Annotated in this window: 17 protein-coding genes; 11 read left to right on the top strand and 6 right to left on the bottom strand. The window is 71.0% G+C overall.

The annotated features are described in order from the left end of the window. Position 1 precedes the first annotated feature (1 nt). From purU to ACFWPS_RS39885, 4 genes are all read right to left on the bottom strand, one after another. Positions 2-904 (bottom strand): formyltetrahydrofolate deformylase, encoded by a 903-nt coding sequence (purU, locus tag ACFWPS_RS39900; RefSeq protein WP_383714996.1) that lies wholly within the window; start codon positions 902-904, stop codon positions 2-4. Continuing rightward, a complete protein-coding gene (locus tag ACFWPS_RS39895) occupies positions 901-1,776 on the bottom strand; it encodes a methylenetetrahydrofolate reductase (protein ID WP_383714994.1) in 876 nt (291 codons plus the stop codon). Before ACFWPS_RS39895 ends, purU begins: the two co-directional genes overlap by 4 nt. Positions 1,777-1,831: 55 nt before the next feature. Further along, positions 1,832-3,196, bottom strand: a complete 1,365-nt coding sequence (locus ACFWPS_RS39890) for an aminomethyl transferase family protein (RefSeq protein ID WP_383714991.1) — start codon at positions 3,194-3,196, stop codon at positions 1,832-1,834. Between the two features lie 425 nt (positions 3,197-3,621). Beyond that, positions 3,622-4,440 (bottom strand): IclR family transcriptional regulator, encoded by an 819-nt coding sequence (locus ACFWPS_RS39885; protein ID WP_383714988.1) that lies wholly within the window; start codon positions 4,438-4,440, stop codon positions 3,622-3,624. A gap of 174 nt (positions 4,441-4,614) precedes the next feature. Here ACFWPS_RS39885 and ACFWPS_RS39880 point away from each other — a divergent pair, with 174 nt between their 5' ends. Then, entirely contained in the window at positions 4,615-5,904 is a 1,290-nt protein-coding gene (locus ACFWPS_RS39880; RefSeq protein WP_383714985.1) for an ROK family protein, read from the top strand. 39 nt (positions 5,905-5,943) lie between these two features. Here ACFWPS_RS39880 and ACFWPS_RS39875 read toward each other — a convergent pair whose 3' ends face one another. Continuing rightward, positions 5,944-7,047 (bottom strand): Gfo/Idh/MocA family protein, encoded by a 1,104-nt coding sequence (locus ACFWPS_RS39875; RefSeq protein WP_383714983.1) that lies wholly within the window; start codon positions 7,045-7,047, stop codon positions 5,944-5,946. Positions 7,048-7,222: 175 nt separating this feature from the next. Here ACFWPS_RS39875 and ACFWPS_RS39870 point away from each other — a divergent pair, with 175 nt between their 5' ends. From ACFWPS_RS39870 to ACFWPS_RS39825, 10 genes are all read left to right on the top strand, one after another. Continuing rightward, a complete protein-coding gene (locus ACFWPS_RS39870) occupies positions 7,223-8,260 on the top strand; it encodes a sugar phosphate isomerase/epimerase family protein (RefSeq protein WP_383714980.1) in 1,038 nt (345 codons plus the stop codon). Positions 8,261-8,353: 93 nt separating this feature from the next. Beyond that, positions 8,354-9,682 (top strand): ROK family transcriptional regulator, encoded by a 1,329-nt coding sequence (locus ACFWPS_RS39865; RefSeq protein WP_383714977.1) that lies wholly within the window; start codon positions 8,354-8,356, stop codon positions 9,680-9,682. A gap of 266 nt (positions 9,683-9,948) precedes the next feature. Next, positions 9,949-11,241, top strand: coding sequence for an MFS transporter (locus tag ACFWPS_RS39860; RefSeq protein ID WP_383714975.1), 1,293 nt, complete (start codon positions 9,949-9,951; stop codon positions 11,239-11,241). 85 nt (positions 11,242-11,326) lie between these two features. Further along, positions 11,327-11,551: a hypothetical protein gene (locus ACFWPS_RS39855; protein WP_383714972.1), complete on the top strand. Its 225-nt coding sequence runs from the start codon at positions 11,327-11,329 to the stop codon at positions 11,549-11,551. A gap of 36 nt (positions 11,552-11,587) precedes the next feature. Next, entirely contained in the window at positions 11,588-13,270 is a 1,683-nt protein-coding gene (locus ACFWPS_RS39850) for a GMC oxidoreductase (RefSeq protein ID WP_383714969.1), read from the top strand. Between the two features lie 58 nt (positions 13,271-13,328). Next, a complete protein-coding gene (locus ACFWPS_RS39845; protein WP_383714966.1) occupies positions 13,329-13,841 on the top strand; it encodes a DUF6379 domain-containing protein in 513 nt (170 codons plus the stop codon). Then, the gene (locus ACFWPS_RS39840) at positions 13,841-14,965 is read left to right on the top strand and encodes a TIM barrel protein (protein WP_383714963.1); all 1,125 of its coding nucleotides are present in this window, start codon (positions 13,841-13,843) and stop codon (positions 14,963-14,965) included. The genes ACFWPS_RS39845 and ACFWPS_RS39840 overlap by 1 nt, the downstream gene beginning before the upstream one ends. Then, positions 14,962-16,167, top strand: coding sequence for a lactonase family protein (locus tag ACFWPS_RS39835; RefSeq protein WP_383714960.1), 1,206 nt, complete (start codon positions 14,962-14,964; stop codon positions 16,165-16,167). Before ACFWPS_RS39840 ends, ACFWPS_RS39835 begins: the two co-directional genes overlap by 4 nt. Before the next feature lie 76 nt (positions 16,168-16,243). Next, positions 16,244-17,410 carry a citrate synthase gene (locus tag ACFWPS_RS39830; RefSeq protein ID WP_383714957.1) on the top strand — a complete coding sequence of 389 codons (1,167 nt, stop codon included), beginning with the start codon at positions 16,244-16,246 and terminating at the stop codon, positions 17,408-17,410. An 83-nt stretch (positions 17,411-17,493) separates the two neighbouring features. Next, positions 17,494-18,597, top strand: coding sequence for a CobW family GTP-binding protein (locus ACFWPS_RS39825; RefSeq protein ID WP_383714954.1), 1,104 nt, complete (start codon positions 17,494-17,496; stop codon positions 18,595-18,597). Here the strand turns inward: ACFWPS_RS39825 and ACFWPS_RS39820 are convergent. Then, positions 18,594-21,050: a DNA topoisomerase (ATP-hydrolyzing) subunit A gene (locus tag ACFWPS_RS39820; protein ID WP_383714952.1), complete on the bottom strand. Its 2,457-nt coding sequence runs from the start codon at positions 21,048-21,050 to the stop codon at positions 18,594-18,596. The two genes, ACFWPS_RS39825 and ACFWPS_RS39820, sit on opposite strands and share 4 nt — an antisense overlap. Between the last annotated feature and the right edge of the window lie 80 nt (positions 21,051-21,130).

Raw genomic sequence — 21,130 nt, 5'->3', positions numbered from 1 at the left:
CTCATGTGAAGACGATGGTGTGGTTGCCGTGCCGGACGACCCGGTCCTCGGCGTGCCAGAGCACCGCCCGGGAGAGCACTGCCCGTTCGACGTCGGCGCCCCGGCGGCGGAGGTCGGCGGCGGTGTCGGCATGGGTGACGCGGACGACGTCCTGTTCGATGATGGGGCCCTCGTCGAGGTCTTCGGTGACGTAGTGGGCGGTGGCCCCGATCAGCTTCACGCCTCGTTCCTTGGCCTTGGCGTAGGGGCCGGCGCCGATGAAGGCGGGGAGGAAGGAGTGGTGGATGTTGATGATCGGCACTCCGGCCTTCTCGATGAAGTCGCCGGAGAGGATCTGCATGTAGCGGGCGAGGACGACGAAGTCGACGTTGTCCTTGAGGAGGCGCAGGTGTTCGGCCTCGGCCGCCGACTTGTCCGGCCCCGTCGACGGCACGTGGAAGAAGGGGACGCCGAAGCCGCGTACCTCCTCGGCCGTGTCGGGATGGTTGGAGATCACCATGGCGATGCCGACCGGGAGTTCGCCCCGCCGGTGCCGCCACAGCAGGTCGAGCAGGCAGTGGTCGGACTTGGAGGCGAAGATCGCCACCCGTTTGGGCACCGACAGGTCCCGCAGGGTGAAGTCGAGGTCGAAGTCCTCGGCCAGCCGTTTTGCCAGTTCCGCACGGACGCCCGGCAAGGCGGCCTGCAGACCGTCGAGGGAGAAGATCGTGCGCTGGAAGAAGGCCCCGGTGGCCGGGTCGGAGTACTGGTCGAGCGAGACGATGTTGGCGCCGCGGCTGCTGAGGAGGGAGCCGACGGCGGCGACGATGCCGACGCGGTCCGTGCCCCGCACGATCAGCGAGGCCTGATGCGCGGGTGCGGAGCCGCGCGCCCCGAGGGCCGGGGCCTGCTGGGCGACGGTCACTTGGTGTCCTCCTCGGCGCGGAAGCCGGCTATCCACGCGGAGGTCGCGCCCAGCCCGCCGAAGGTGTAGAAGTGCAGCTTCACCTCGCCGTGGGCGGTGGGGTCGTAGCGCTCGGCCAGGGTGTGGATGAAACGGTCCGGCCCGGCCGTGCCCATGAGGTTGGTGAGGGACAGCCCGTACTTGCGGGCGATGGACGCGCTCGTCCCGACCCCGAACCGGGTGGCGTACGACAGCAGCCGCCGTACCCCGGCGGGACCGGGCACGCCTACCCGGACCGGCAGGTCGACGCCCCGCTCCCGCAGCCGCTCGATCCAGCCGAGCACCGCGTCCGGGTCGAAGCCGAACTGGGTGATGACGTCGCCGCTCAGCCCCTCCTCGGCGAGTGCCGCCGCCTTCTGCTCAAGGGCCGACCACAGTGCCGTCTCCGGGATCTGCGGATGTCCTTCCGGGTAGCCGCTGATACCGGCCTGTCGTACGCCGTACTTCCGGAGCAGTCCGGAACGGATGACGGAGAGCGAGTCGCCGTAGGGGCCGTGGGGGTGGGCCGGGTCGCCGCCGACGACGAAGACGTTCTGCCCGGTGCCGTCGGCCTGCAGGGCGGCCAGGAACTCCGCCAGGTCCCGCCGCGAGCCCAGCCTGCGTGCCGATACATGGGGGACCGGGACGAATCCGAGGCGCCTCGCGGACCGGGCCGCCGTGCGCCGCATCGGCAGATCCTCGTTGCCGAGGTACGTCACGTTCACACGGGTGCCCTCGGGGATGGACTCGCCGGCGGCCTCCAGTCTGGGGGTGTCCTTGCCCGTCATCTCCAGGGAGAAGTCCCGTAGCAGCAGCGCTGCTCCGGTGCGCGCGGGTGTGGAAACAGGGGTCATCATGCTCCTTGCTCGGATCGGCGCAGGGAAGGTGGCCTGGGCGGAACCAGCGGTCCTAGCGGTCGCGGTAGGCGCCGCGCGCGAACCCGACGTAGGGGGCCGGCGCCACCGTCGCGCGGATCTCCACCTGGCGGTGCGGCTCGACGCCCGGCTTGGCCGAGTTGGGGCTCTCGCCCCACACCACGGTGACCTCGGTGCCCGGCTCGCTGTGGGCGAGGTCGACGGTGGCCAGCGAGACCATGGCCCGTTCGTTGGCTATGTAGCCGACATCCATGGAAATGCCGACCAGCTCTCCGCCGGCGAGCACCTTGTCGCTCTGGTGCAGGGCGTATCGGGCCTTGGGGAACTCGATGAACTTGGCGGGCAGTTCACCGGACCGGTACAGCGAGCCGATGGCGGCGGCGACGTCGTCCGCGTTCCACACCAGGGTGACCTTGGTGCGGCGCGGGTTCTTCGCGATCTCCTCCAGGGCCTCGCGGCCGACGAAGTCGTGGTCGAACGCGACGATGCCGCCGTAGCCGATGTCGTACGGCGTCACGTAGTAGTCGGTGACGTCCTCGGAGTCCATCGAGCCGCCCAGCGAGCCCATCGCGGCGGTGGAGAGCCACTCGCGGTAGCCCTTCAGCCGGTCGCCGGAGAAGACGGCCGGGAACGGCGCGGGCACCCAGGCCGACTCCAGGTTGGCGGTGGAGTACGCCTTGGCGCCGGCCCGGACCAGACCGAACTCGTCCCCGGCGGCCAGGATGGCGTCCCGGATCTCCTCGCCCTCCGCCCACGGCCCGAAGAGCTCGAAACCGGGCTGCCCGGCCATGCCGTGCCGCAGGGCGCGTACCTGCCGGCCCGCGATGGTGAGCGTGGTCATGTGGAAGAACTTCACGGCCGGTACGGGGGCTCCGGTGACCTTCTCCAGCAGGGCGACCGCGTTCGGGCCCTGCACCTCGTACCGGTACACCTTGGGCGGTCGCCCGGCCTCCCGGTCGTAGGAGTTGTCGTCGCGCTCGGTCGTGGCGTCGTACTCGCCCGTCTCCAGGTGGTACTGCACCCAGTCGAGGACCATCGGGTGGCCGACGAGGTCGAACCGGTTCTCCTCCAGGTGGAACAGGACGGCGTCGCCGATGAGGTGACCGTCGTGGTTGACGGCGACGTACTGCTTCGCACGGCCCGGGCCGAACTTCGCGAAGCTGTTCACCCCGAGGTCGGACAGCAGCCGCAGCGCGTCGGGGCCCTCGATGTACAGGTCCGTCATGTGGTGCGACTGGTCCAGCAACGCGACCGACTCCCGCCAGGCCCGCTGCTCGGTGCGCCAGTTGGTGAACTCCGCCGCGACCGGGAAGGTGTGCGGCCGGATCGGGGAGTTCCGCAGCAGTGCCACCGCTCCGCCCGCCCGCTGGATGCCCTGCTCGACGCTCTCGAGGCTCATGGCCCGCCTTTCCGTGTCTGATGAGCAGAATGCCGGTCTGCTGTCCAGAACCGTAAGGTGACGTGGGATGCCTGCGCAAGGTGCGGGCGGCGAAATTGTCAACAATCGGGAGCCGGTGATGCCGGCGACGGGAACACGGGTGAGTGCCGGGAGCCCCGGGACAATGGGCGGAGATCGGCACCGCGATGCCCGGCGCGGTCGGCATGGCAGAGGCCCATACCGGTCCCAATCCCATGGGCTGTCGGCCCCGCCTCTTACGGCCTGGGCGCCGGCGCCGGCGCCGCATGCGCCGGCCTCGTCCTCGGCCGCGGCGACGTGCGCCGCTTCAGCAGGCGCCAGAAGACGTCAGGAGACATCAGCAGGCGTCAGGAGGCGTCAGGAGGCCTCAGAAGCAGCCAGGGTGAGGCAGGAAAGGGCGGGAGGATTCAGAAGCGGTACGCGCTCATCTCTTTCGTCAGTTCGGCGGCCGCGGCCTTCAGCTGCGTCCCGATGCGCGACTCCCACTCGGCATCGACCGAGAACTCCGGGCAGACCAGGCCGATACCGGCGAACATGCCAGGCTCCGGCAGGCTGACGGCCACTCCGACGGACAGCACTCCGGGCTCGCTCTCGCCGCGGTTGACGGCGTATCCGGCCGCCCGCGCCGCCCGCATCTCCGTCAGCAGGCCCTCCACGGTGGAGACGGACCGGTCGGTGACGGCCTGCGGCGGCGCGTCCCGGTACAGCTGGCGCAACCTGTCGTCGGTGAGGGTCGCCAGCAGCGCCTTTCCCACGCCCGTGACATGGGCCGGCAGCGTGTCCCCGGTGCGCAGCGCCGCCCTGATGGTCCGGCGGCTCTCGACCCCGTCGACGTAGAGGACGTCCCGGCCCCGGGGGAGGGCGAGGTGGGCGGTCATCTCGGTGGACGCGGCGAGCTCGGTGAGCACCGGCCTGGCCAGGACCCGGATGTCGAGGGCGCGTACGGCGGACAGACCGACGTCGATCAGTGCGGCGCCGGGCCGGAAGGAACGCGATGCCGAGTCCTGTCGTACGAAGTCGTAGTAGGACAGCATCGCCATCAGGCGGTGTGCGCTGGAGCGGGCGATACCCAGTTCGGCGGCGACGTCAGCGAGGGTCAGGCGGTCGCGCTCACGCAGCAGCAGGAGGATGCGCAGCGTGTTCTCGACCGAGGCGATGGGGTAGGCCGGTGTCGCGCGGTCGCTCAACGGCGGCATCTCGCCGAGCCGGTCGGGTGACGTTTCCATGCGGTCAGCTTCGCACGCGGTGCTGCGCCGGCGGACCCGGAGTGCGGTGGGGGCCGACGGTCGCGGAGGTCGTGGGGGTCGGCGCTCGTGGAGGTCCCGAAGGGCGGCGCTCGTGGTCGCGGAGGTAGGCGCTCGTGGAGGTCGCGGAGGTCGCCGGGACCATAAGCTCACTGCATGACCGACCACACCCGTACCCTCTCCCTGGTCCTGAGCCTGATCAGGAGCGGAGCGGCCGTGACCAGGCCCGACCTCGGCCGGCAGACCGGGCTGGGCCGGACGATCATCACGCAGCGGGTGGACCACGCGATCCGGGTCGGCCTCGTGGCCGAGGGCGAGCCGGCACCCTCCACCGGCGGACGGCCCTCCCGCATCCTGCGGATCGCCTCCGGCCGAGGTGTCGTCCTCGGCGCGGTGTTCGGCGCCACCCACCTGAACGCCGCGGTGACCGACCTCGACGGGACCGTGCTCGCCGACCGGCGGGTGCCGTGGGACATCGAGTCGGGCCCCGAGACGTCCCTGGCCACACTGGTCGACGTGGCGGGGCGGCTGCTGAGCCCGGAGCTGCGGGAGCGCCTGTGGGGCGTGTGCGTGGGGGTACCCGGGCCGGTCGACTTCGCGCGCGGGACGCCCGTGCAGCCGCCGATCATGGCCGGCTGGCACGGTTTCCCGCTCCGGGACCGGCTCGAAGCCCACTACGACGTGCCGGCCTGGGTCGACAACGACGCCAACCTGATGGCGCTGGGCGCCTGGAGCCGGACCCGGGCGGCTGCGGGCGACAACATCCTGCTCGTGAAGGCGAGCACCGGGATCGGCCTGGGCCTGATGTCCAGGGGGCGGCTGCACCGGGGCGCGCGCGGCGCGGCAGGCGACCTCGGGCACACCATCGTCGCCGAGGAGTCCCGCCACCGGTGCCGGTGCGGCAAGTTCGGTTGCCTCGAGGCGTTCGCGGGCGGCTGGGCCCTCACCCGTGACGCACGTGCGGCGGCCCTGGAGGGGCGGAGCGCTTTCCTGGCCGAGCGTCTGGAGCGCACGGACGCACCGCTGGCCGTCACCGACGTGCTCGACGGCTGCCTGGCCGGTGACCGGGTCAGCACCGAACTCGTCACCAGGGCGGGTGAGCTGGTCGGCGGGCAGCTGGCGACGCTCGTCAGTGTCTTCAACCCGTCGACGGTCTACCTCGCCGGCGTGCTGGCGCAGGCGGGCGACGTGTTCCGGGACCCCGTCGCGGAGGTCGTGGCCAGACGGTCGCTGCCGCTGGCCACCGACGAACTGGTCATCGACCGGGTCGCCCTGGACCGTTCCGAGGGCGTCGTCGGAGCGGCGGCCCTGGCCATCGACGAGTTGTTGCACCCGGAGCTGCTCGACCAGTGGCTCCGGCACGGGAGCCCTCGCGGGATCCGCGCACGCACCGGCGACTTCACCGAGCCGTTCCCTCTCGACGTGCCGCTGGCGGGGGCGCGCTGAGCCGGCCGTCCGCTCGTCCTCCTTGAACGGCCCCGACGGCTATGCGGACCGGACCTTCTCCGCCGTCGGCACGTCGACCCAGCCGCCGCCGCGGGCCGAGTCGACGACCGCCCGGGCGATCTCGGCCGCGCGCAGCCCGTCGGCGAAGGACGGCATCCCGCTGACCTGCTCGCCGCGGATCGCCGCGTAGGCGTCTGCGACGAAGTCGGCGAAGGCCTCGTAGTAGCCCTGCGGATGCCCGGACGGCAGGCGGGCCGCCCGTCCGGTGGGGGCCCCTGCCCGGTTCGGGTCGCGCAGCAGCACCTCGTTGGCGTCGCGGCCGCCGATCCACAGCGACTCGGGGGTCTCCTGGCGGAACGCGTAGCTGGCGTCCGGCCCGTCGAAGGAGAACGACAGTGCGTTCTTGTACCCGGCGGAGACCTGGCTGACCACCACCGATCCGATCGCGCCGGCGTCGGTTTCGAGGAGTACGACCGCGCCGTCCTCGGTCTCGACGGGGCGCGGGGTGCCGTCCGCCCCCGGCCGGGCCGGGACCGCGCGGGCGAAGGACGCGTTCACCCGGGTGATCCGCTGCCCGGTCACGAACTCGGCGAGATCGCACCAGTGGACGCCGATGTCCCCGAACGCGCGCGTGGCGCCGCCGTCCGCCGGGTCGACCCGCCAGTTGGTGGCCCCGGTGTCGGCGAGCCAGTCCTGCAGGTAGCTGCCGTGGATCAGCCAGGGCGGCCGATGCCCCGGCTGCCGGATGCGGTCACGTGCCTCACGTACGGACGCGTAGTACCGGTACACGAAGGGCACGGCGGTGACCAGCCCGCGCTCCGCCGCCAGTTCGGTGAGTTCGCGTGCGGTCGCGGCGTCGGTGGCCAGCGGCTTCTCGCAGACGACCGGGACACCGGCGGCGAGGGCCGCACGGCAGAACTCCGCGTGCGTAGCGTTGGGTGTGCACACGTGCAGCACGTCCACCCCGTGCCGCAGCACGTCCTCGACCGAGTCGAAGCCCTGGCCGGCCCCGAACTCCGCGGCTGCCCGGCGGCCCTTCTCGGGCGTCGACCCGACCACGCCCACCAACTCGCCGCCCGCCACGAGTGCGGACCGGGTATGCACGGCCCCCATGAAGCCGGTACCGATGACAGCGACGCGCATGACACACACCTCTTCTCTCTCCCCCGGAGGCCATCCCTCGGAGGCTCTCCTCCGGGGATCCCCTCTGGAGGAGCTAACGCGTGAACGGGTCGAAAAAACGGAGAGTGATGACTCCAGCAAGGTCGACTTTTGCTCACCGTAAGCTAAAGTGTCCGGAACGCCAAGGAGGCTGCACATGAACCAGAGCCAGGCACAGGGCCAGGAACCGGCCCGGCAGCCGGTCACCCTCTTCACCGGTCAGTGGGCGGATCTGCCGTTCGAGGAGGTGGCGCGGCTGGCGGGCGAGTGGGGGTACGACGGCCTGGAGATCGCGGCCTCCGGCGACCACCTGGACCTGGCCCGTGCCGAGGCCGACCCCGACTACCTGCCTCAGCGCCAGGCGATCCTGGAGCGGTACGGGCTGAAGGTCTGGGCGATCTCCCACCACCTCGGCGGCCAGGCCGTGTGCGACGACCCGATCGACTTCCGGCACCAGGCGATCCTGCGCCCGGAGGTCTGGGGCGACGGCGACCCGGAGGGCGTCCGGCAGCGCGCGGCCGAGGACATGAAACGCGCCGCCCGGGTCGCCCGCAGGCTCGGCGCCGACACCGTCGTCGGGTTCACCGGCTCGAAGATCTGGAAGTACGTGGCGATGTTCCCGCCGGTCTCCCAGGCGGTGATCGACGAGGGGTACGAGGACTTCGCGCGCCGCTGGAACCCGATCCTCGACGTCTTCGACGCCGAGGGCGTGCGCTTCGCCCACGAGGTCCACCCGTCCGAGATCGCCTACGACTACTGGACCAGCGAGCGCACCCTCGAAGCGATCGGCCGCCGCCCGGCCTTCGGCTTCAACTGGGACCCCTCGCACATGATCTGGCAGGGCGTCGACCCCGTCGGCTTCATCACGGACTTCGCGGACCGCATCTACCACGTGGACTGCAAGGACACCCGGGTCCGGCCGCCGTACGGGCGCGCCGGGATCCTCGGCTCGCACCTGCCCTGGGGCGACCCGCGCCGGCGCTGGGACTTCGTCTCCGTCGGCCACGGCGACATGCCCTGGGAGGACGCCTTCCGCGCGCTGGCCGCCATCGGCTACGACGGCCCTGTCTCGGTGGAGTGGGAGGACGCGGGCATGGACCGGCTGCACGGCGCGGCGGAGGCCGTCGGCCGGATCCGCTCCGCCCTGTGGCCGCTGCCGAAGGCGGCCTTCGACTCGGCGTTCAGCAACCAGTGACCCCACTCGGTCGCCCCCCGCCCGGCGCCGGCCGGTTTCGCCTGGTGCGGACGTCTGGTGCGGGGCGCGATCGGCGGGTCGTATCGTCGTCCCGTGGCTCACGGCGAGGATGACAGCGGCACACCGCACAGCAGCGCATCGCACGGCAGCACACCGCGCGGCGGCGGCGATGCCAGGTCGGCCGAGTCGGCCAAGCCGGCCAGGTCGGCCAGGTCGGCGTCCGGCGTCCGGCAGGGGAACGTGCGGCGGGTGCTCGACGCCCTGCGCCTGGACGGCCCCTCCTCGCAGGCGGCCCTGGCCCGCCGGACGCAACTGTCGCCGGCGACGGTGAACGCCATCGTCAAGACGCTGCGTGCGGACGGAGTGGCCGAGGTACGGCCGGTCAACGGCCGGGAGTCGCTCGTCGCCCTGGTCGCGAGCCACGCCGCCGTCGTCGCCGTACAGGTGAACGTCGCCGCCATGCGCGCCGCGCTCTTCGACTTCGGCGGCCGGGTCCGGCTCGACGCCTGTGTGCCGTTGCAGGGGGAGGGCGGCAGCCCCGCGCTCGTCGTCGACATGGTGCGCTCCCTGACCGCCGAGGCCGGCCTCGGCCCGCGGGACTTCGCGGGTGTCGCCGTCGGCATGCAGGCCCCCCTCGCCCGCGCCACCGGCGCCGTCGCGTCCTGGGCGCGGCTGCAGTTCCCCGAGTGGACGGACCTCCCGGTCGCCAAGACCCTGGAGGACGACCTCGGCATCCCCGTGATCGCGGAGAACGACGCCAACCTCGCCGCCCTGGCCGAATGGACCTGGGGAGCGGGCCAGGGCGCCGCGGACTTCCTCTACGTCATGTGCGCCGCGGGGGTCGGCGGCGGGCTCGTCATCGACGGCCGGATCTACCGCGGCGGCGACGGCCTGGCCGGCGAGATCGGCCATATCGTCCTGGAGCCCGGCGGCCCGGTCTGCTTCTGCGGCAGCCGTGGCTGCCTCACCACGTTCGTGTCCGAGCGGTCGATCCTGCTCGCGCTCGAAGCGTCCGGAAGCTCCCGAGGCAGCCTGCGCGAGGTCGTCGACGGCGCACGCCGCGGCGACCCCGCCTGCCGCCGGGTGCTGTACGAGGCAGGGCGCCATCTGGGGCGGGCCTTCGCCAGCACCGCCAAGCTCATGGCGCCGAGCGTGATCGCCGTCGGCGGGACGCTGAGCGAGGCGGGCGCCCTGGTGTTCGACGGTATTCAGTCGTCGGTGGAGATGCACAGCCTGCGCGCCGTGTCCCCGTCGATCCGGGTCTGCCCGGCCAGGCTCGGCGACGACGCGACCCTGTTCGGCGGAGTCGCCGCCGTACTCGCGGAGACCGGACAGGGCGTCAGCACGCTTCCCGCCTGGTCGAAGCCCTCGAAAGCCGCTCGTCAACCGCAAATCATTCGAGATCTGAATAGTCGCGACTGAAATCGTTGACAAACACTGCGGAAATCATACGATAACCGGGAGCTAGGGCGTCGCGGAGTGCAACAGACTCCGCCGCGCACCAAGCGGGACGCTTATTGGTAAGCGCGAGACGCGCTCGGCGCGCGGGGCAGCGGGCCCCTGTGGCGCGACAACATCCCCCTTGCGGGCACTGATCGCTGAAAACCACCCGGAAGTCGACTGGGTCGACCCTCTTCATCGGTGGGAGAACGTTCAGAACTCGAATGGTTGTCAAAAGGATCTCAATGATGAGTCACCCGACGAGCTTTGATGAGGCGTCACAGTCGGCCGCACCCTCCCCTGCGGCGGCCGAAGAGTCGCACAGCGGCAACAGGAAGACATTCGTACAGCTCGTCGTGATGATGCTGCTCGAATTCGTGGTCTTCGGCTCCTGGTTCGCCACCTTCGGCCTGGTCCTCGCCACGAACGGCCTGGCCTCCGTCATCGGCACGGCCTACACCCTGGCGGCGGTCGCCGCGATCGTCTCCCCGATGCTGCTCGGCGCCATCGGAGACCGCTTCCTCCCCTCGCAGAAGGGCCTCGGCGTCGCACATCTGGCAGGCGGCGCTGTCATGCTGACTCTGCCGGCCGTCGTACGCGCCGGGAACGGCACCCTCGCCCTCGCCCTGATCTTCGTCTACATGCTGTTCTTCCAGCCCACCCTCGGCCTGGCGAACGCCATCGCCTTCCGGCACCTCGGCTCGGACAAGCGGCACTTCCCCTACATCCGGGTCTTCGGCACGGTGGGCTGGGTGGTGGCCGGGTTCGCCGTGGGCTGGCTCGGCCTGTCGGCCTCGGTCGGCGTCTTCTACGTGACGGCCGTCGCCGGCTTCGCCCTGGGCCTCTACTCCTTCACGCTGCCGGCCACCCCGCCACCCGCGCGGGGCGTGCGCTTCGACCTCGGCGACCTGGTGGGCGCCAAGGCCTTCCGGCTGCTGCGCCACCGCAACTTCGCCGTGCTGATGGGCTGCGCCGTGCTCACCTCCGTCTCGCTCGGCGTCTACAACACCTACGCGTCCACCTACCTCGGAGCTCTCGGGATCAGCAACGTCGCCGGTGTGCTCGCCCTCGGACAGGCCTCCGAGGTCGCCTTCATCGTCACCATCCCGTTCATGCTCAAGCGCTTCGGGATGAAGTGGGCCATCTTCGCCGGCATGTGCATGTGGGGCGTGCGGTTCGTCCTCTTCATCGAGGCGGCGAACAGCGGCAACTGGCTCGCGATCACGGCGATCGTGCTCCAGGGCATCTGCAACGACTTCTTCCTCGTCCTCGCCGCCATGTACATCGGCCAGGTCGCGCCGGTCGAACTCGCCGCCCAGGCCCAGGGGATGCTCATCCTCGTCGTCTCCGGCATCGGCGCCTTCATCGGCTCGTTCGTCTCCGGCGAGATCTACAACGCGACCGTGGGCGCACACGGCACCCCCGGCGACTGGACCGCCGTCTGGTCCCTGCCCATCGCCACGGCGGCGCTCGCGGCCCTGCTCTGGGGGCTCCTGTTCCGCCAACCCCGCGACCAGGAGGCCGGGCCCCTTCCGGCATGAGGGCCGGGCCCCTTCCGGCGTGAGGGAGGCCATGCCGGACCGGACGGGAACAGACCAGCGAGCGGAGAGGGAACAGGTGGAGACCATGCCGCAGCCAGTCGACGCCTCCGACCGCAAGCCGCCGCGCACGGCACCCCGTCCGGTCCCGGCGCCCGCCCTCGGCGCCTGGGAACGCAGCAGACGGCTCGGTCTGCGCGAGGTCCGCGGCCCGACGGCGACCACCGCCGTCGCCGTCCATGCGGAGCCGCCCGGCGGGCGGACCGCGACCTCGCAGCAGAGAGAACCGAAGCACTGTGCACAGGACACATGACATCCACGACGTGACAGCCGAAGGCGGGTGCCGGGCATGACGTCCCTCGACAAGCGCTACGACGCCCTGGTCGTCGGCTCCGGCGCGGCCGGCAGCATCGCCGTCAAGGAACTGACCGAACGCGGCCTGGAGGTGCTCCTCCTGGAGGCCGGCCGCGACATCTCGGAGGCGGACTTCACCCCGGCACCCCCGTCGGCGCCCAAGGCGATGAGCATCGGCCTCGGCGGCCGGCTCCGCTCCGGCCTGCGGGGGCAGTACATCCAGGCCCGCCGGGCCATGTTCAAGGACCAGACCAGCCCGTTCCTCGTCAACGACTGGCAGCACCCGTACGCCTCCGACAGCGAGTTCCTGTGGATCCGGGGCCGCCAGCTCGGCGGCCGCCTGCACGCCTACGGACGTGTGCTGCTGCGCTCCTCCGACCACGAGTTCAAGGCCGCGTCACGCGACGGGCACGGCGAGGACTGGCCCTTCTCCTACGCGGACCTCGCCCCGTACTACGACCGGGTCGAGGAGTTCACGGGTCTTTACGGCACCGCCGACGGGCTGCCCAACCTGCCGGACGGCAACTACCGCGGGCCGTCGCCGCTGACCACGGCGGAGAAGGAGTTCAAGGCCACGGTCGAGGGCCGCTGGGCGAACCGCCACGTCGTGCCCTGGCGCTACGCGGCCCCCAACCTGCACCGGGTCCCGCTCGGGATCGTCGCGGCCCGCGCGACCGGACGGCTGACCACGCGCACGGACGCGATCGTGCACAGGATCACGGTCAACCCGAGGACGGGCCTCGCCGACGGCGCGGTCTTCATCGACCGGAACACCAGGACCGAGCACCGCGTCTACGCGGACGTCGTGGTGATGTGCGCGTCGGCCATCGAGACGGTCCGGCTGCTGCTCAACTCCGGCGGCACCGCACACCCCACCGGACTGGCCAACTCCTCCGGCCTGCTGGGCCACTACTTCATGGACCAGACCCCCAGCCTGCTGTTCGGCGACGATCCGCACCACCCCGGGGCCGAGGCGACGGAGGACCCCGCGCCGCCGGACCCGTACTACCCGCCGATCGGCGGCGTCTACATCCCGCACTTCGACAACGTCGACGCGAAGACCGCCAACTCCGCGTTCGCCCGCGGCTGGTCGGTGCAGGGCACGATAGGCCGGATGCCCGTCCCGGAGGGCGCCGGCGGTGTCGTCGGCCTGATGGGGTTCGGCGAGATGCTGCCGTACTACGACAACCGCATCACGCTGCATGCGCGCCGCACCGACGCCTGGGGCATCCCCATCCCGCGGATCCACCTCGGGATCACCGACAACGAGCGGGCCCTGATGCGCGCCCAGGTCCGCGGCCTGCGCGAGATGGCCGAGGCGAGCGGATACCGCGTCAACTTCGCGGCCTCCGCGCTCGGCCTGGACTCCAGGAAGATCTGGCCCGACGCCGACCCGGTCAGCCGGGCGGTCTTCCGGCTCGGGATCAAGCGGAGCCTGGCGATGGGCGCGGCGATCCACGAGTGCGGCGGTGCCCGGATGGGCGACGACCCGGCCAAGTCCGTCCTCAACGCACACAACCAGGCCTGGGACGTCCCCAACCTCTTCGCCACGGACGCCAGTTGCTACGTGTCGAACGGCGGGGTCGGCCCGACCCTGACGATCATGGCCCTCACCGCACGCGCCTGCGAGTTCATCGCCCGCGAGCACGCGGACGGATCGCTCCACCGCCACCGCTGACCACGCCGTCTGCGATCACCCGCCTCTGATCACCCCGCGACCCCACCTGGTGCAAGGAATGTTCGAAAACTTCTTGATCCGCCCCGACAGCCTGCGCAACGAGGCCCGCGACGGCCGGACGGTGGGCTTCACGCTCGCCGTCCGCCACGCCAACTACCGCGGCTGCTACCTCTCCCTCCACAACGGCTACTACATCGAGGTCGACGGGACCGAGTACCCCACGACCGCCCAGACCTTCGAGATCAACGCCCGACCGCCCCGGACCTTCGACGAGATCCGCACCGCCGTCCACGAACACTGGGACTACGACGACGAGGCGATCCTGCACGTCGCCGCCCCCGGCGGACTCGCCCCCGGCGGACACAGGGTCCGCTTCCAGCAGTCCGTCCTGGCCGCCTACGGCTACCTGCCCACCGACGAGGAATGGGTGAAGCACCCGCCGAAGCCGGGTTCCGGAGCGGGCTCCGACAAGGCCCCCGACATCGTCGCCTACACGCTCGACCTCACCGAGACGGACCTCACCGAGACGGACCTTGCCGAGACGGACCTCGCCGAGACGGAGGAGAACTGATGGCCATCCAGCGCGGTGTGTCGCTGTACAGCTACCAGCAGGCCCAGTTCTTCAAGGAGCTGGACCTGCATGCGCAGATCCGAGAGGTCGGCCGGAACCTCGGCGGCGCCGACGGCATCGAGCTCGTCGACGAGATGTCCCTGCGCTACCCGGACCCGGGCGACGACTTCCGGCGCCAGTGGTGCGAGTGGATGGAGACCTACGGCACCAGGCCCGTCGCCATGGACGTCGGCATGGACGTCCTGCAGTTCCGCGACCACGTCATGACCGTCGAGGAGTGCGCCGACCGGCTCCGCCACGACATCAGCCTGGCGAAGTCCCTCGGCTTCACCAACGTACGGGTCCTGTCCGTCGTACCGATCGAGGTGCTCGTCTCCGCACTGCCGCTCGCCGAGACGCTCGACATCAGGCTCGGCAAGGAGATCCACCAGCCGATGACCCTGGAGGGCCGGGAGGTCGGCGAGATCCTCGACGTCGTGGAGCGCACCGGGACCAGGCACCTGGGGATCGTGCCCGACCTGGGCATCTTCCAGTTCCGGGCCTCGGAGGTGCAGCTGGCCTGGTTCGAGCGGCGCGGTGCCCGGCGCGAGGCCTGCGAGGCCTCCGTGGAGCTGGCGCTGCGGATCCGCCGGGGCGAGGCACCGTTCGACCTCGTCGACATGGCCCGGCACACGGCCGGCAACCTGCGCTCCGAGTTCAACCGGTTCCTGACGAAGGGGACCGGTGAGGCGGTGTTCGCCGAGGCGTTCGAGGGCGTGAAGCGTTTCACGGACGAACGCGTCGAGGGCCCGAAGGAGGCCGAATACAGGGTCGTGGCGGAGGCGCTCACCCTCTCCCGGACCTCGGCGGACACCCTCAGGGAGCTCGCGCCGCACGTCACCCACGTCCACGGCAAGTTCAACCACATGTCCCCGGTGCCGGACCGGCCGGGGGAGTACCAGGAGATCGCGATCGACTACGAGGCCGCGATCGGCGCCCTCAAGGACGGCGGTTTCGACGGTTACGTCAATTCCGAGTACGAGGGACAGCGTTACTCACAGGACCGGGGCAGGGAAGACCTGATGGACGAGGTGGACCAGGTCCGCCGTCACCAGGAGATGCTGCGGAGGCTGCTGGCCGCATGAGTACCACGGAACCGACACCTCGCCTCATCGCCTACATCGGCAGCTACGGCAGCTCCTCCGACGCCGGCGCGGGTGGCATCACCGCGCTCGCCGTGAGCCCGGACGGCGGAAAGCTCACGCCGCTGAGCAGAGTCACCGAACCCCGGGAAGCCGGCTACCTCGCCTACTCCCCGTCGACCCGGACGCTGTACGCGGTGGACGAGCGCAAGAACGACGGCCGTGGCCCGGTCGAGCCGCCCGCGAGCGTGCACGCTCTGTCCGTGTCCGCCCGGGACGGCGGCCTCACCTGGCTCAACTCCCGCCCCGCGCCCGGCCCCCGGCCCACCTACCTCGCACTCGACGAGCACCGGGGCGTCCTGGTGACCGCCAACCACGGCGACTTCGACCACGTGGAACACGTCTTCCGCGCGGACGACGGCACCTGGACCGTGGGGTATCTCTACGACGACTCGACCGTGCTGCTCTACGGCCTGGAACCGGACGGCCGGATCGGCGAGCTCCGGGACGTACGGGTGCTGCCCGGCCACGGCCCGGACCCGAACTCCTCGCCGCAGGCCGGCGGACACGCCCAGTCGAGCGCCCACGCGCACTGTGCGGTCGTCGACCCCTCCGGCCGGTATGTGCTGGTGGCCGACAAGGGCACCGACCGCATCCTCGTGCACGCGCTCGGCGACACGCTCGACCTCGTGCACACGTACACGTGCCCGCCGGAGACGGGCCCTCGCCACATCGCCTTCGACCCCGGCTCCGGCCGGGTCTATGTCACCTGCGAGTTCTCGTCCGGCCTGGCGTCGTTCGCGTTCGACCGGAAGTCGGGCCGGCTGCGCCCGCTCGACCAGGTCCCGACCGCCGCGCCGGACCACCGGGGCCTGAACGAACCCGCCGAGGTACGGGTCCACCCGAACGGCAGGTTCGTCTACGTCAACAACCGCGGGGAGGACTCCGTCGCCTGGTTCCGCGTCGCCGACGACGGCACGCTCACTCGCGCGGGAGACGTCCGCATCGCCCGCTCCCTCCACCCGGGCGTCGCGGCCCGCAGCTTCACCTTCGATCCGTCGGGCACGTTCCTGCTCGTCGCCGACCGGCCGGCCGACCTGGTGCGCTCGTACGCGGTCGACGGCGACGACGGGGCGCTGTCCCCGCTGACGGAGACGCGTGTTCCGCAACCGGCGTTCATCGTGTTCGCGGAGCTAGACGGTTGATTCAATCAATATTGACAGCCGTATCGTCAATGATGGACAGTCGAATCAAGTTCAAGGAGGAAAGCGGAGGCAGGTCATGACCGTCAACAGGAGTGCGTCGGCCCTTGTCGAGGTGCCGCGCGGGCTCGCCGGCGTCGTCGTCACCGACACCGAGGTCGGCGACGTCCGGGGGAGCGAGGGCTTCTACCACTACCGCCAGTACTCGGCGGTCGAACTCGCCCGCACCCGTGGCTTCGAGGACGTCTGGCACCTCCTGATCCACGGTGAACTGCCGGACCCGGAGCGCGCGGCCGCCTTCGCCGCCGAGACCGCCGCGCTCCGGCGCCTGCCCGCCGAGGTCCGGACGGCCCTGCCCGCGGTGGCCGCGGCGAGCGGCACGTCCGGCCCGCTGGCCGGCCTGCGCACCGCCCTCTCGCTGCTCGGCGCCGCCAAGGGATTCCGGCCGGTCTACGACATCGATGCGGACCGGCGTCGCGCCGACACGGTCGCCGCCTGCGCGGCCGTACCGACGCTGCTCACGGCTCTGTACCGGCTGGGTCGGGGGCTCGACCCGGTGGAACCTCGCGAGGACCTGTCGTACGCGGCCAATTACCTCTACATGCTGACGGGCGCGGAACCGGATCCCCGGCAGGCGCGTGCGGTCGAGCAATACTTGATCTCAACCATTGATCATGGATTCAATGCATCAACATTCACCGCGCGCGTCATCGCGTCGACGGGTGCGGATGTCGCGGCCTGCCTCGTAGGTGCCGTCGGAGCCCTGTCCGGGCCGCTGCACGGGGGTGCGCCGAGCCGCGCGCTGGACACCCTGGACGCGATCGCGACGCCGGACCGGATCGACCCGTGGATCCGCGCACGGGTCCTCGCCGGTGACCGGGTGATGGGCTTCGGGCACGCGGTCTACCGTACGGAGGACCCGCGTTCCCGGATGCTCCGCCAGATCGCCCAGGACTTCGGCGGCCCCCGGGTCGAGTTCGCCGTAGAGGTCGAACGCCACGTCGAGCGGATACTCGCCGAGCTGAAGCCCGGCCGCGAACTCCACACCAACGTCGAGTTCTACGCGGGCGTGGTCATGGAACTGTGCGGCCTGCCGCGCGAGATGTTCACCCCCACGTTCGCGGCGGCCCGCGCGATCGGCTGGAGCGCCAACATCCTGGAACAGGCGACGGACTCGAAGATCATCCGACCGGTGGCACGGTATGTGGGGCCGGAGCCGGGGGTGGCCGACGCTTTCACCGCGTAGCCGGAACGGGTCGCGGTGTCCGGTCCGGCGGTTTCCTATCCTGGACCGGCCCGCCACCCCCGCCCGTGCGAAAGAGGCCCCCGTTGGAGCAGCACCCCACCCTCCGACAGATCCCGGTAGTCGTCCTCGCCGGATTCCTGGGGTCCGGGAAGACCACGCTCCTCAACCACCTGCTGCACCGCAGCGGGGGCAGCCGGATCGGGGCGATCGTCAATGACTTCGGGGCCATCGAGATCGACGCGATGGCCGTGGCCGGGGCCCTCGGCGACTCGACTGTCTCGCTCGGCAACGGGTGCCTGTGCTGTGCCGTCGACGCCGGCGAACTGGACGTCTACCTGGAGCGGCTCGCGGGCCCCGCGACCGGCGTCGATGTCATCGTGATCGAGGCCAGCGGTCTCGCCGAACCCCAGGAACTCGTCCGGATGCTGCTCGCCAGCGAGCATCCCGGGATCGTCTACGGCGGCCTCGTCGAGGTCGTCGACGCCGCCGAGTTCGACGGCACGCGCGCGAAGCACCCCGAGATCGACCGGCACCTCGCCCTGGCCGACCTGGTCGTCGTCAACAAGCTCGACCGGGCCGCAGAAGGCGCCGAACGCGTCCTCGGGCTCGTACGGTCGCTCAGCGATCGGGGGGCCGCCGTAGTCCCGGCGACCTACGGCCGTATCGACCCCGGGTTCCTCTTCGACTGCCGGCCCGGCGAGGAGCGCATCGGACAGCTGTCCTTCGACGACCTGCACGACCGCCACGACGACGGCACGCACGAGGGACATCTGCACACCGCCTACGACAGCCTGTCCTTCGCCGCCGCGCTGCCCCTGGACCCCCGTCGGCTGATGGCCTTCCTCGACAGCCGTCCCGAGGGGCTCTACCGGATCAAGGGGTACGTCGACCTCGGGCCGTACGACACGGCCAACCGGTACGCCGTGCATGCCGTGGGGCGGTTCCTGCGCTTCTACCCGGAAGCCTGGGGGAACGAGGAGGAGCGGCTCACGCAGCTCGTGCTGATCGGCTCAGGCATCGACACGGCCGCGCTGCGCAAGGAGCTGGAGGCGTGCACGAACGACGCCCCACACGCCGACGAGCACGGCATGTGGGGCGTCCTGCGCTATGTCCAGGGCCCGGCGGAGGACCCCGACGACGGCGCACAGGGCCTCGCGGAAGGCCCTGACGACGGGTACGGGGCCTAGACCGGGCCCGCCGTCACCGACACCGTCTTCGGCAGCGACACGCCGGAGCCGTCCCGGCGCGGGTCCATCTCCGGGAGTTCGGCCGGGGAGCCGTCCTTCTGGGCCGCCTTGGCCGGGACCGGGCCCACCCAGGCGAAGGACAGGCAGTCCTCGCCCTTCAGGAACCGCTGGCAGCGCACGCCGCCGGTGGCCCGGCCCTTGCGCGGGTACTGGTCGAACGGGGTCAGCTTGGCCGTCGTCTGGACCGAGTCGTCGAGTGTGCCGCGCGAGCCGGCCACCGTGAAGACCACCGCGTCGGCCGCGGGGTCGACCGCCGTGAAGGAGATGACCTTCGCGCCCTCCGTGAGCTTGATGCCCGCCATACCGCCCGCCGGACGGCCCTGCGGACGCACCTGGGAGGCCTGGTAGCGCAGCAGCTGTGCGTCGTCCGTGACGAAGACCAGGTCCTCCTCGCCGGTGCGCAACTCCACCGCGCCGACGATCCGGTCGCCCTCCTTGAGGGTGATGACCTCCAACTCGTCCTTGTTGGACGGGTAGTCGGGCACCACACGCTTCACCACGCCCTGCTCGGTGCCGAGGGCGAGACCCGGTGAGGACTCGTCCAGCGTGGTCAGGCAGACCACCGACTCGCCATCCTCCAGGGAGAGGAACTCGGACAGGGGCGCGCCGCCGGCGAGGGTCGGGGCGGCCGCCGTCTCGGGGAGCTGGGGGAGGTCGACGACGTTGATGCGCAGCAGGCGGCCCGTCGAGATCACCGCGCCGACCTCGCCGCGCGCGGTCGCGGGGACCGCGGAGACGATCACGTCGTGCTTGGCCCGCCTGCCGTCGGTGTCCGCCGGGAACGGCTCGCCGTTCGTCGTGCGCGCCAGCAGGCCCGTCGAGGACAGCAGCACCCGGCACGGGTCGTCGGCGACCTGGAGCGGCACCACGGCCGCCGGCGCACCGGACGCCTCCAGCAGGACCGTGCGCCGCTCGGTGCCGAACTTCTTGGCGACCGCGGCCAGTTCGGCCGAGACCAGCTTGCGGAGCTCCGCGTCCGACTCCAGGATCCGGGTCAGCTCGGCGATCTCCGCGGTGAGCTTCTCCTTCTCCGCCTCCAGCTCGATGCGGTCGTACTTGGTGAGACGGCGGAGCGGGGTGTCCAGGATGTACTGCGTCTGGATCTCCGACAGCGAGAAGCGCTCCATCAGGCGCTGCTTGGCGTCCGCGCTGTTCTCGCTGGAGCGGATCAGCCGGATGACCTCGTCGATGTCGACGAGGGCCGTGATCAGGCCCTCCACCAGGTGCAGACGGTCGCGGCGCTTGGTGCGGCGGAACTCGCTGCGCCGGCGGACCACCTCGAAGCGGTGGTCCAGGTAGACCTCGAGAAGCTCCTTCAGGCCCAGCGTGAGCGGCTGGCCGTCCACCAGCGCCACGTTGTTGATGCCGAAGGACTCCTCCATCGGCGTCAGCTTGTAGAGCTGCTCCAGGACCGCCTCGGGCACGAAGCCGTTCTTGATCTCGACGACCAGACGCAGCCCGTGCTCGCGGTCGGTGAGGTCCTTGACGTCGGCGATGCCCTGCAGCTTCTTGGCGTTGACCAGGTCCTTGATCTTGGCGATGACCTTCTCGGGGCCGACCGTGAACGGCAGTTCGGTGATGACCAGGCCCTTGCGGCGGGCCGTCACCGCCTCCACCGCCACCGTGGCCCGGATCTTGAAGGTGCCGCGGCCCGTCTCGTACGCGTCCCGGACACCCTCCAGGCCGACGATCCGGCCGCCGGTGGGCAGGTCCGGGCCCGGGACGTGCTTCATCAGCGTTTCCAGGTCCGCGTTCGGGTAGCGGATCAGGTGGCGGGCGGCCGCGATCACCTCGCCGAGGTTGTGCGGCGGCATGTTGGTCGCCATGCCGACGGCGATGCCCGACGAGCCGTTCACCAGCAGGTTCGGGAACGCGGCGGGCAGCGCCACCGGCTCCTGCTCCTGGCCGTCGTAGTTGGGCGAGAAGTCGACCGTGTCCTCGTCGATCGACTCGGTCATCAGGCTGGTCGCCTCGGCCATCCGGCACTCGGTGTACCGCATGGCGGCCGGCGGGTCGTCGTTGCCCAGGGAGCCGAAGTTGCCGTGGCCGTCCACCAGCGGGACGCGCATCGAGAACGGCTGGGCCATGCGCACCAGCGCGTCGTAGATCGACGCGTCGCCGTGCGGGTGCAGCTTGCCCATCACTTCGCCGACCACGCGCGCGCACTTCACATAGGCGCGGTCGGGGCGCACGCCCATCTCGTTCATCTGGTAGACGATCCGCCGGTGCACCGGCTTGAGGCCGTCGCGGGCGTCCGGCAGGGCGCGCGAGTAGATGACCGAGTACGCGTACTCGAGGTAGGAGCCGCGCATCTCGTCCACGACGTCGATGTCGAGGATTCTCTCCTCGAACGAGTCGTCGGGCGGCGGGGTCTTCGTGCTGCGGCGGGCCATCGCTGCCGGCTCCTTGCTCATGCGTGAACGGATCTGACGCGGACCATTGTGGACCGTGGTACTGACAACCCGGGCCAGGA

Source organism: Streptomyces sp. NPDC058457 (genome assembly GCF_042720695.1).
Taxonomy (GTDB): Bacteria; Actinomycetota; Actinomycetes; order Streptomycetales; family Streptomycetaceae; genus Streptomyces.
The sequence above is the reverse complement of the archived record's forward strand: the minus strand, read 5'-3'. Positions and strand labels throughout refer to the sequence as shown.

Coding starts and splice junctions, on each gene's coding strand:
- ACFWPS_RS39860 (WP_383714975.1), top strand. CDS start 9,949: ATGAGTCACCCGACGAGCTTTGATGAGGCGTCACAGTCGGCCGCACCC.
- ACFWPS_RS39830 (WP_383714957.1), top strand. CDS start 16,244: ATGACCGTCAACAGGAGTGCGTCGGCCCTTGTCGAGGTGCCGCGCGGG.
- ACFWPS_RS39880 (WP_383714985.1), top strand. CDS start 4,615: ATGACCGACCACACCCGTACCCTCTCCCTGGTCCTGAGCCTGATCAGG.
- ACFWPS_RS39845 (WP_383714966.1), top strand. CDS start 13,329: ATGTTCGAAAACTTCTTGATCCGCCCCGACAGCCTGCGCAACGAGGCC.
- ACFWPS_RS39850 (WP_383714969.1), top strand. CDS start 11,588: ATGACGTCCCTCGACAAGCGCTACGACGCCCTGGTCGTCGGCTCCGGC.
- ACFWPS_RS39890 (WP_383714991.1), bottom strand. CDS start 3,196: ATGAGCCTCGAGAGCGTCGAGCAGGGCATCCAGCGGGCGGGCGGAGCG.
- ACFWPS_RS39895 (WP_383714994.1), bottom strand. CDS start 1,776: ATGACCCCTGTTTCCACACCCGCGCGCACCGGAGCAGCGCTGCTGCTA.
- ACFWPS_RS39820 (WP_383714952.1), bottom strand. CDS start 21,050: ATGGCCCGCCGCAGCACGAAGACCCCGCCGCCCGACGACTCGTTCGAG.
- ACFWPS_RS39855 (WP_383714972.1), top strand. CDS start 11,327: ATGCCGCAGCCAGTCGACGCCTCCGACCGCAAGCCGCCGCGCACGGCA.
- ACFWPS_RS39840 (WP_383714963.1), top strand. CDS start 13,841: ATGGCCATCCAGCGCGGTGTGTCGCTGTACAGCTACCAGCAGGCCCAG.
- ACFWPS_RS39835 (WP_383714960.1), top strand. CDS start 14,962: ATGAGTACCACGGAACCGACACCTCGCCTCATCGCCTACATCGGCAGC.
- ACFWPS_RS39885 (WP_383714988.1), bottom strand. CDS start 4,440: ATGGAAACGTCACCCGACCGGCTCGGCGAGATGCCGCCGTTGAGCGAC.
- ACFWPS_RS39875 (WP_383714983.1), bottom strand. CDS start 7,047: ATGCGCGTCGCTGTCATCGGTACCGGCTTCATGGGGGCCGTGCATACC.
- ACFWPS_RS39870 (WP_383714980.1), top strand. CDS start 7,223: ATGAACCAGAGCCAGGCACAGGGCCAGGAACCGGCCCGGCAGCCGGTC.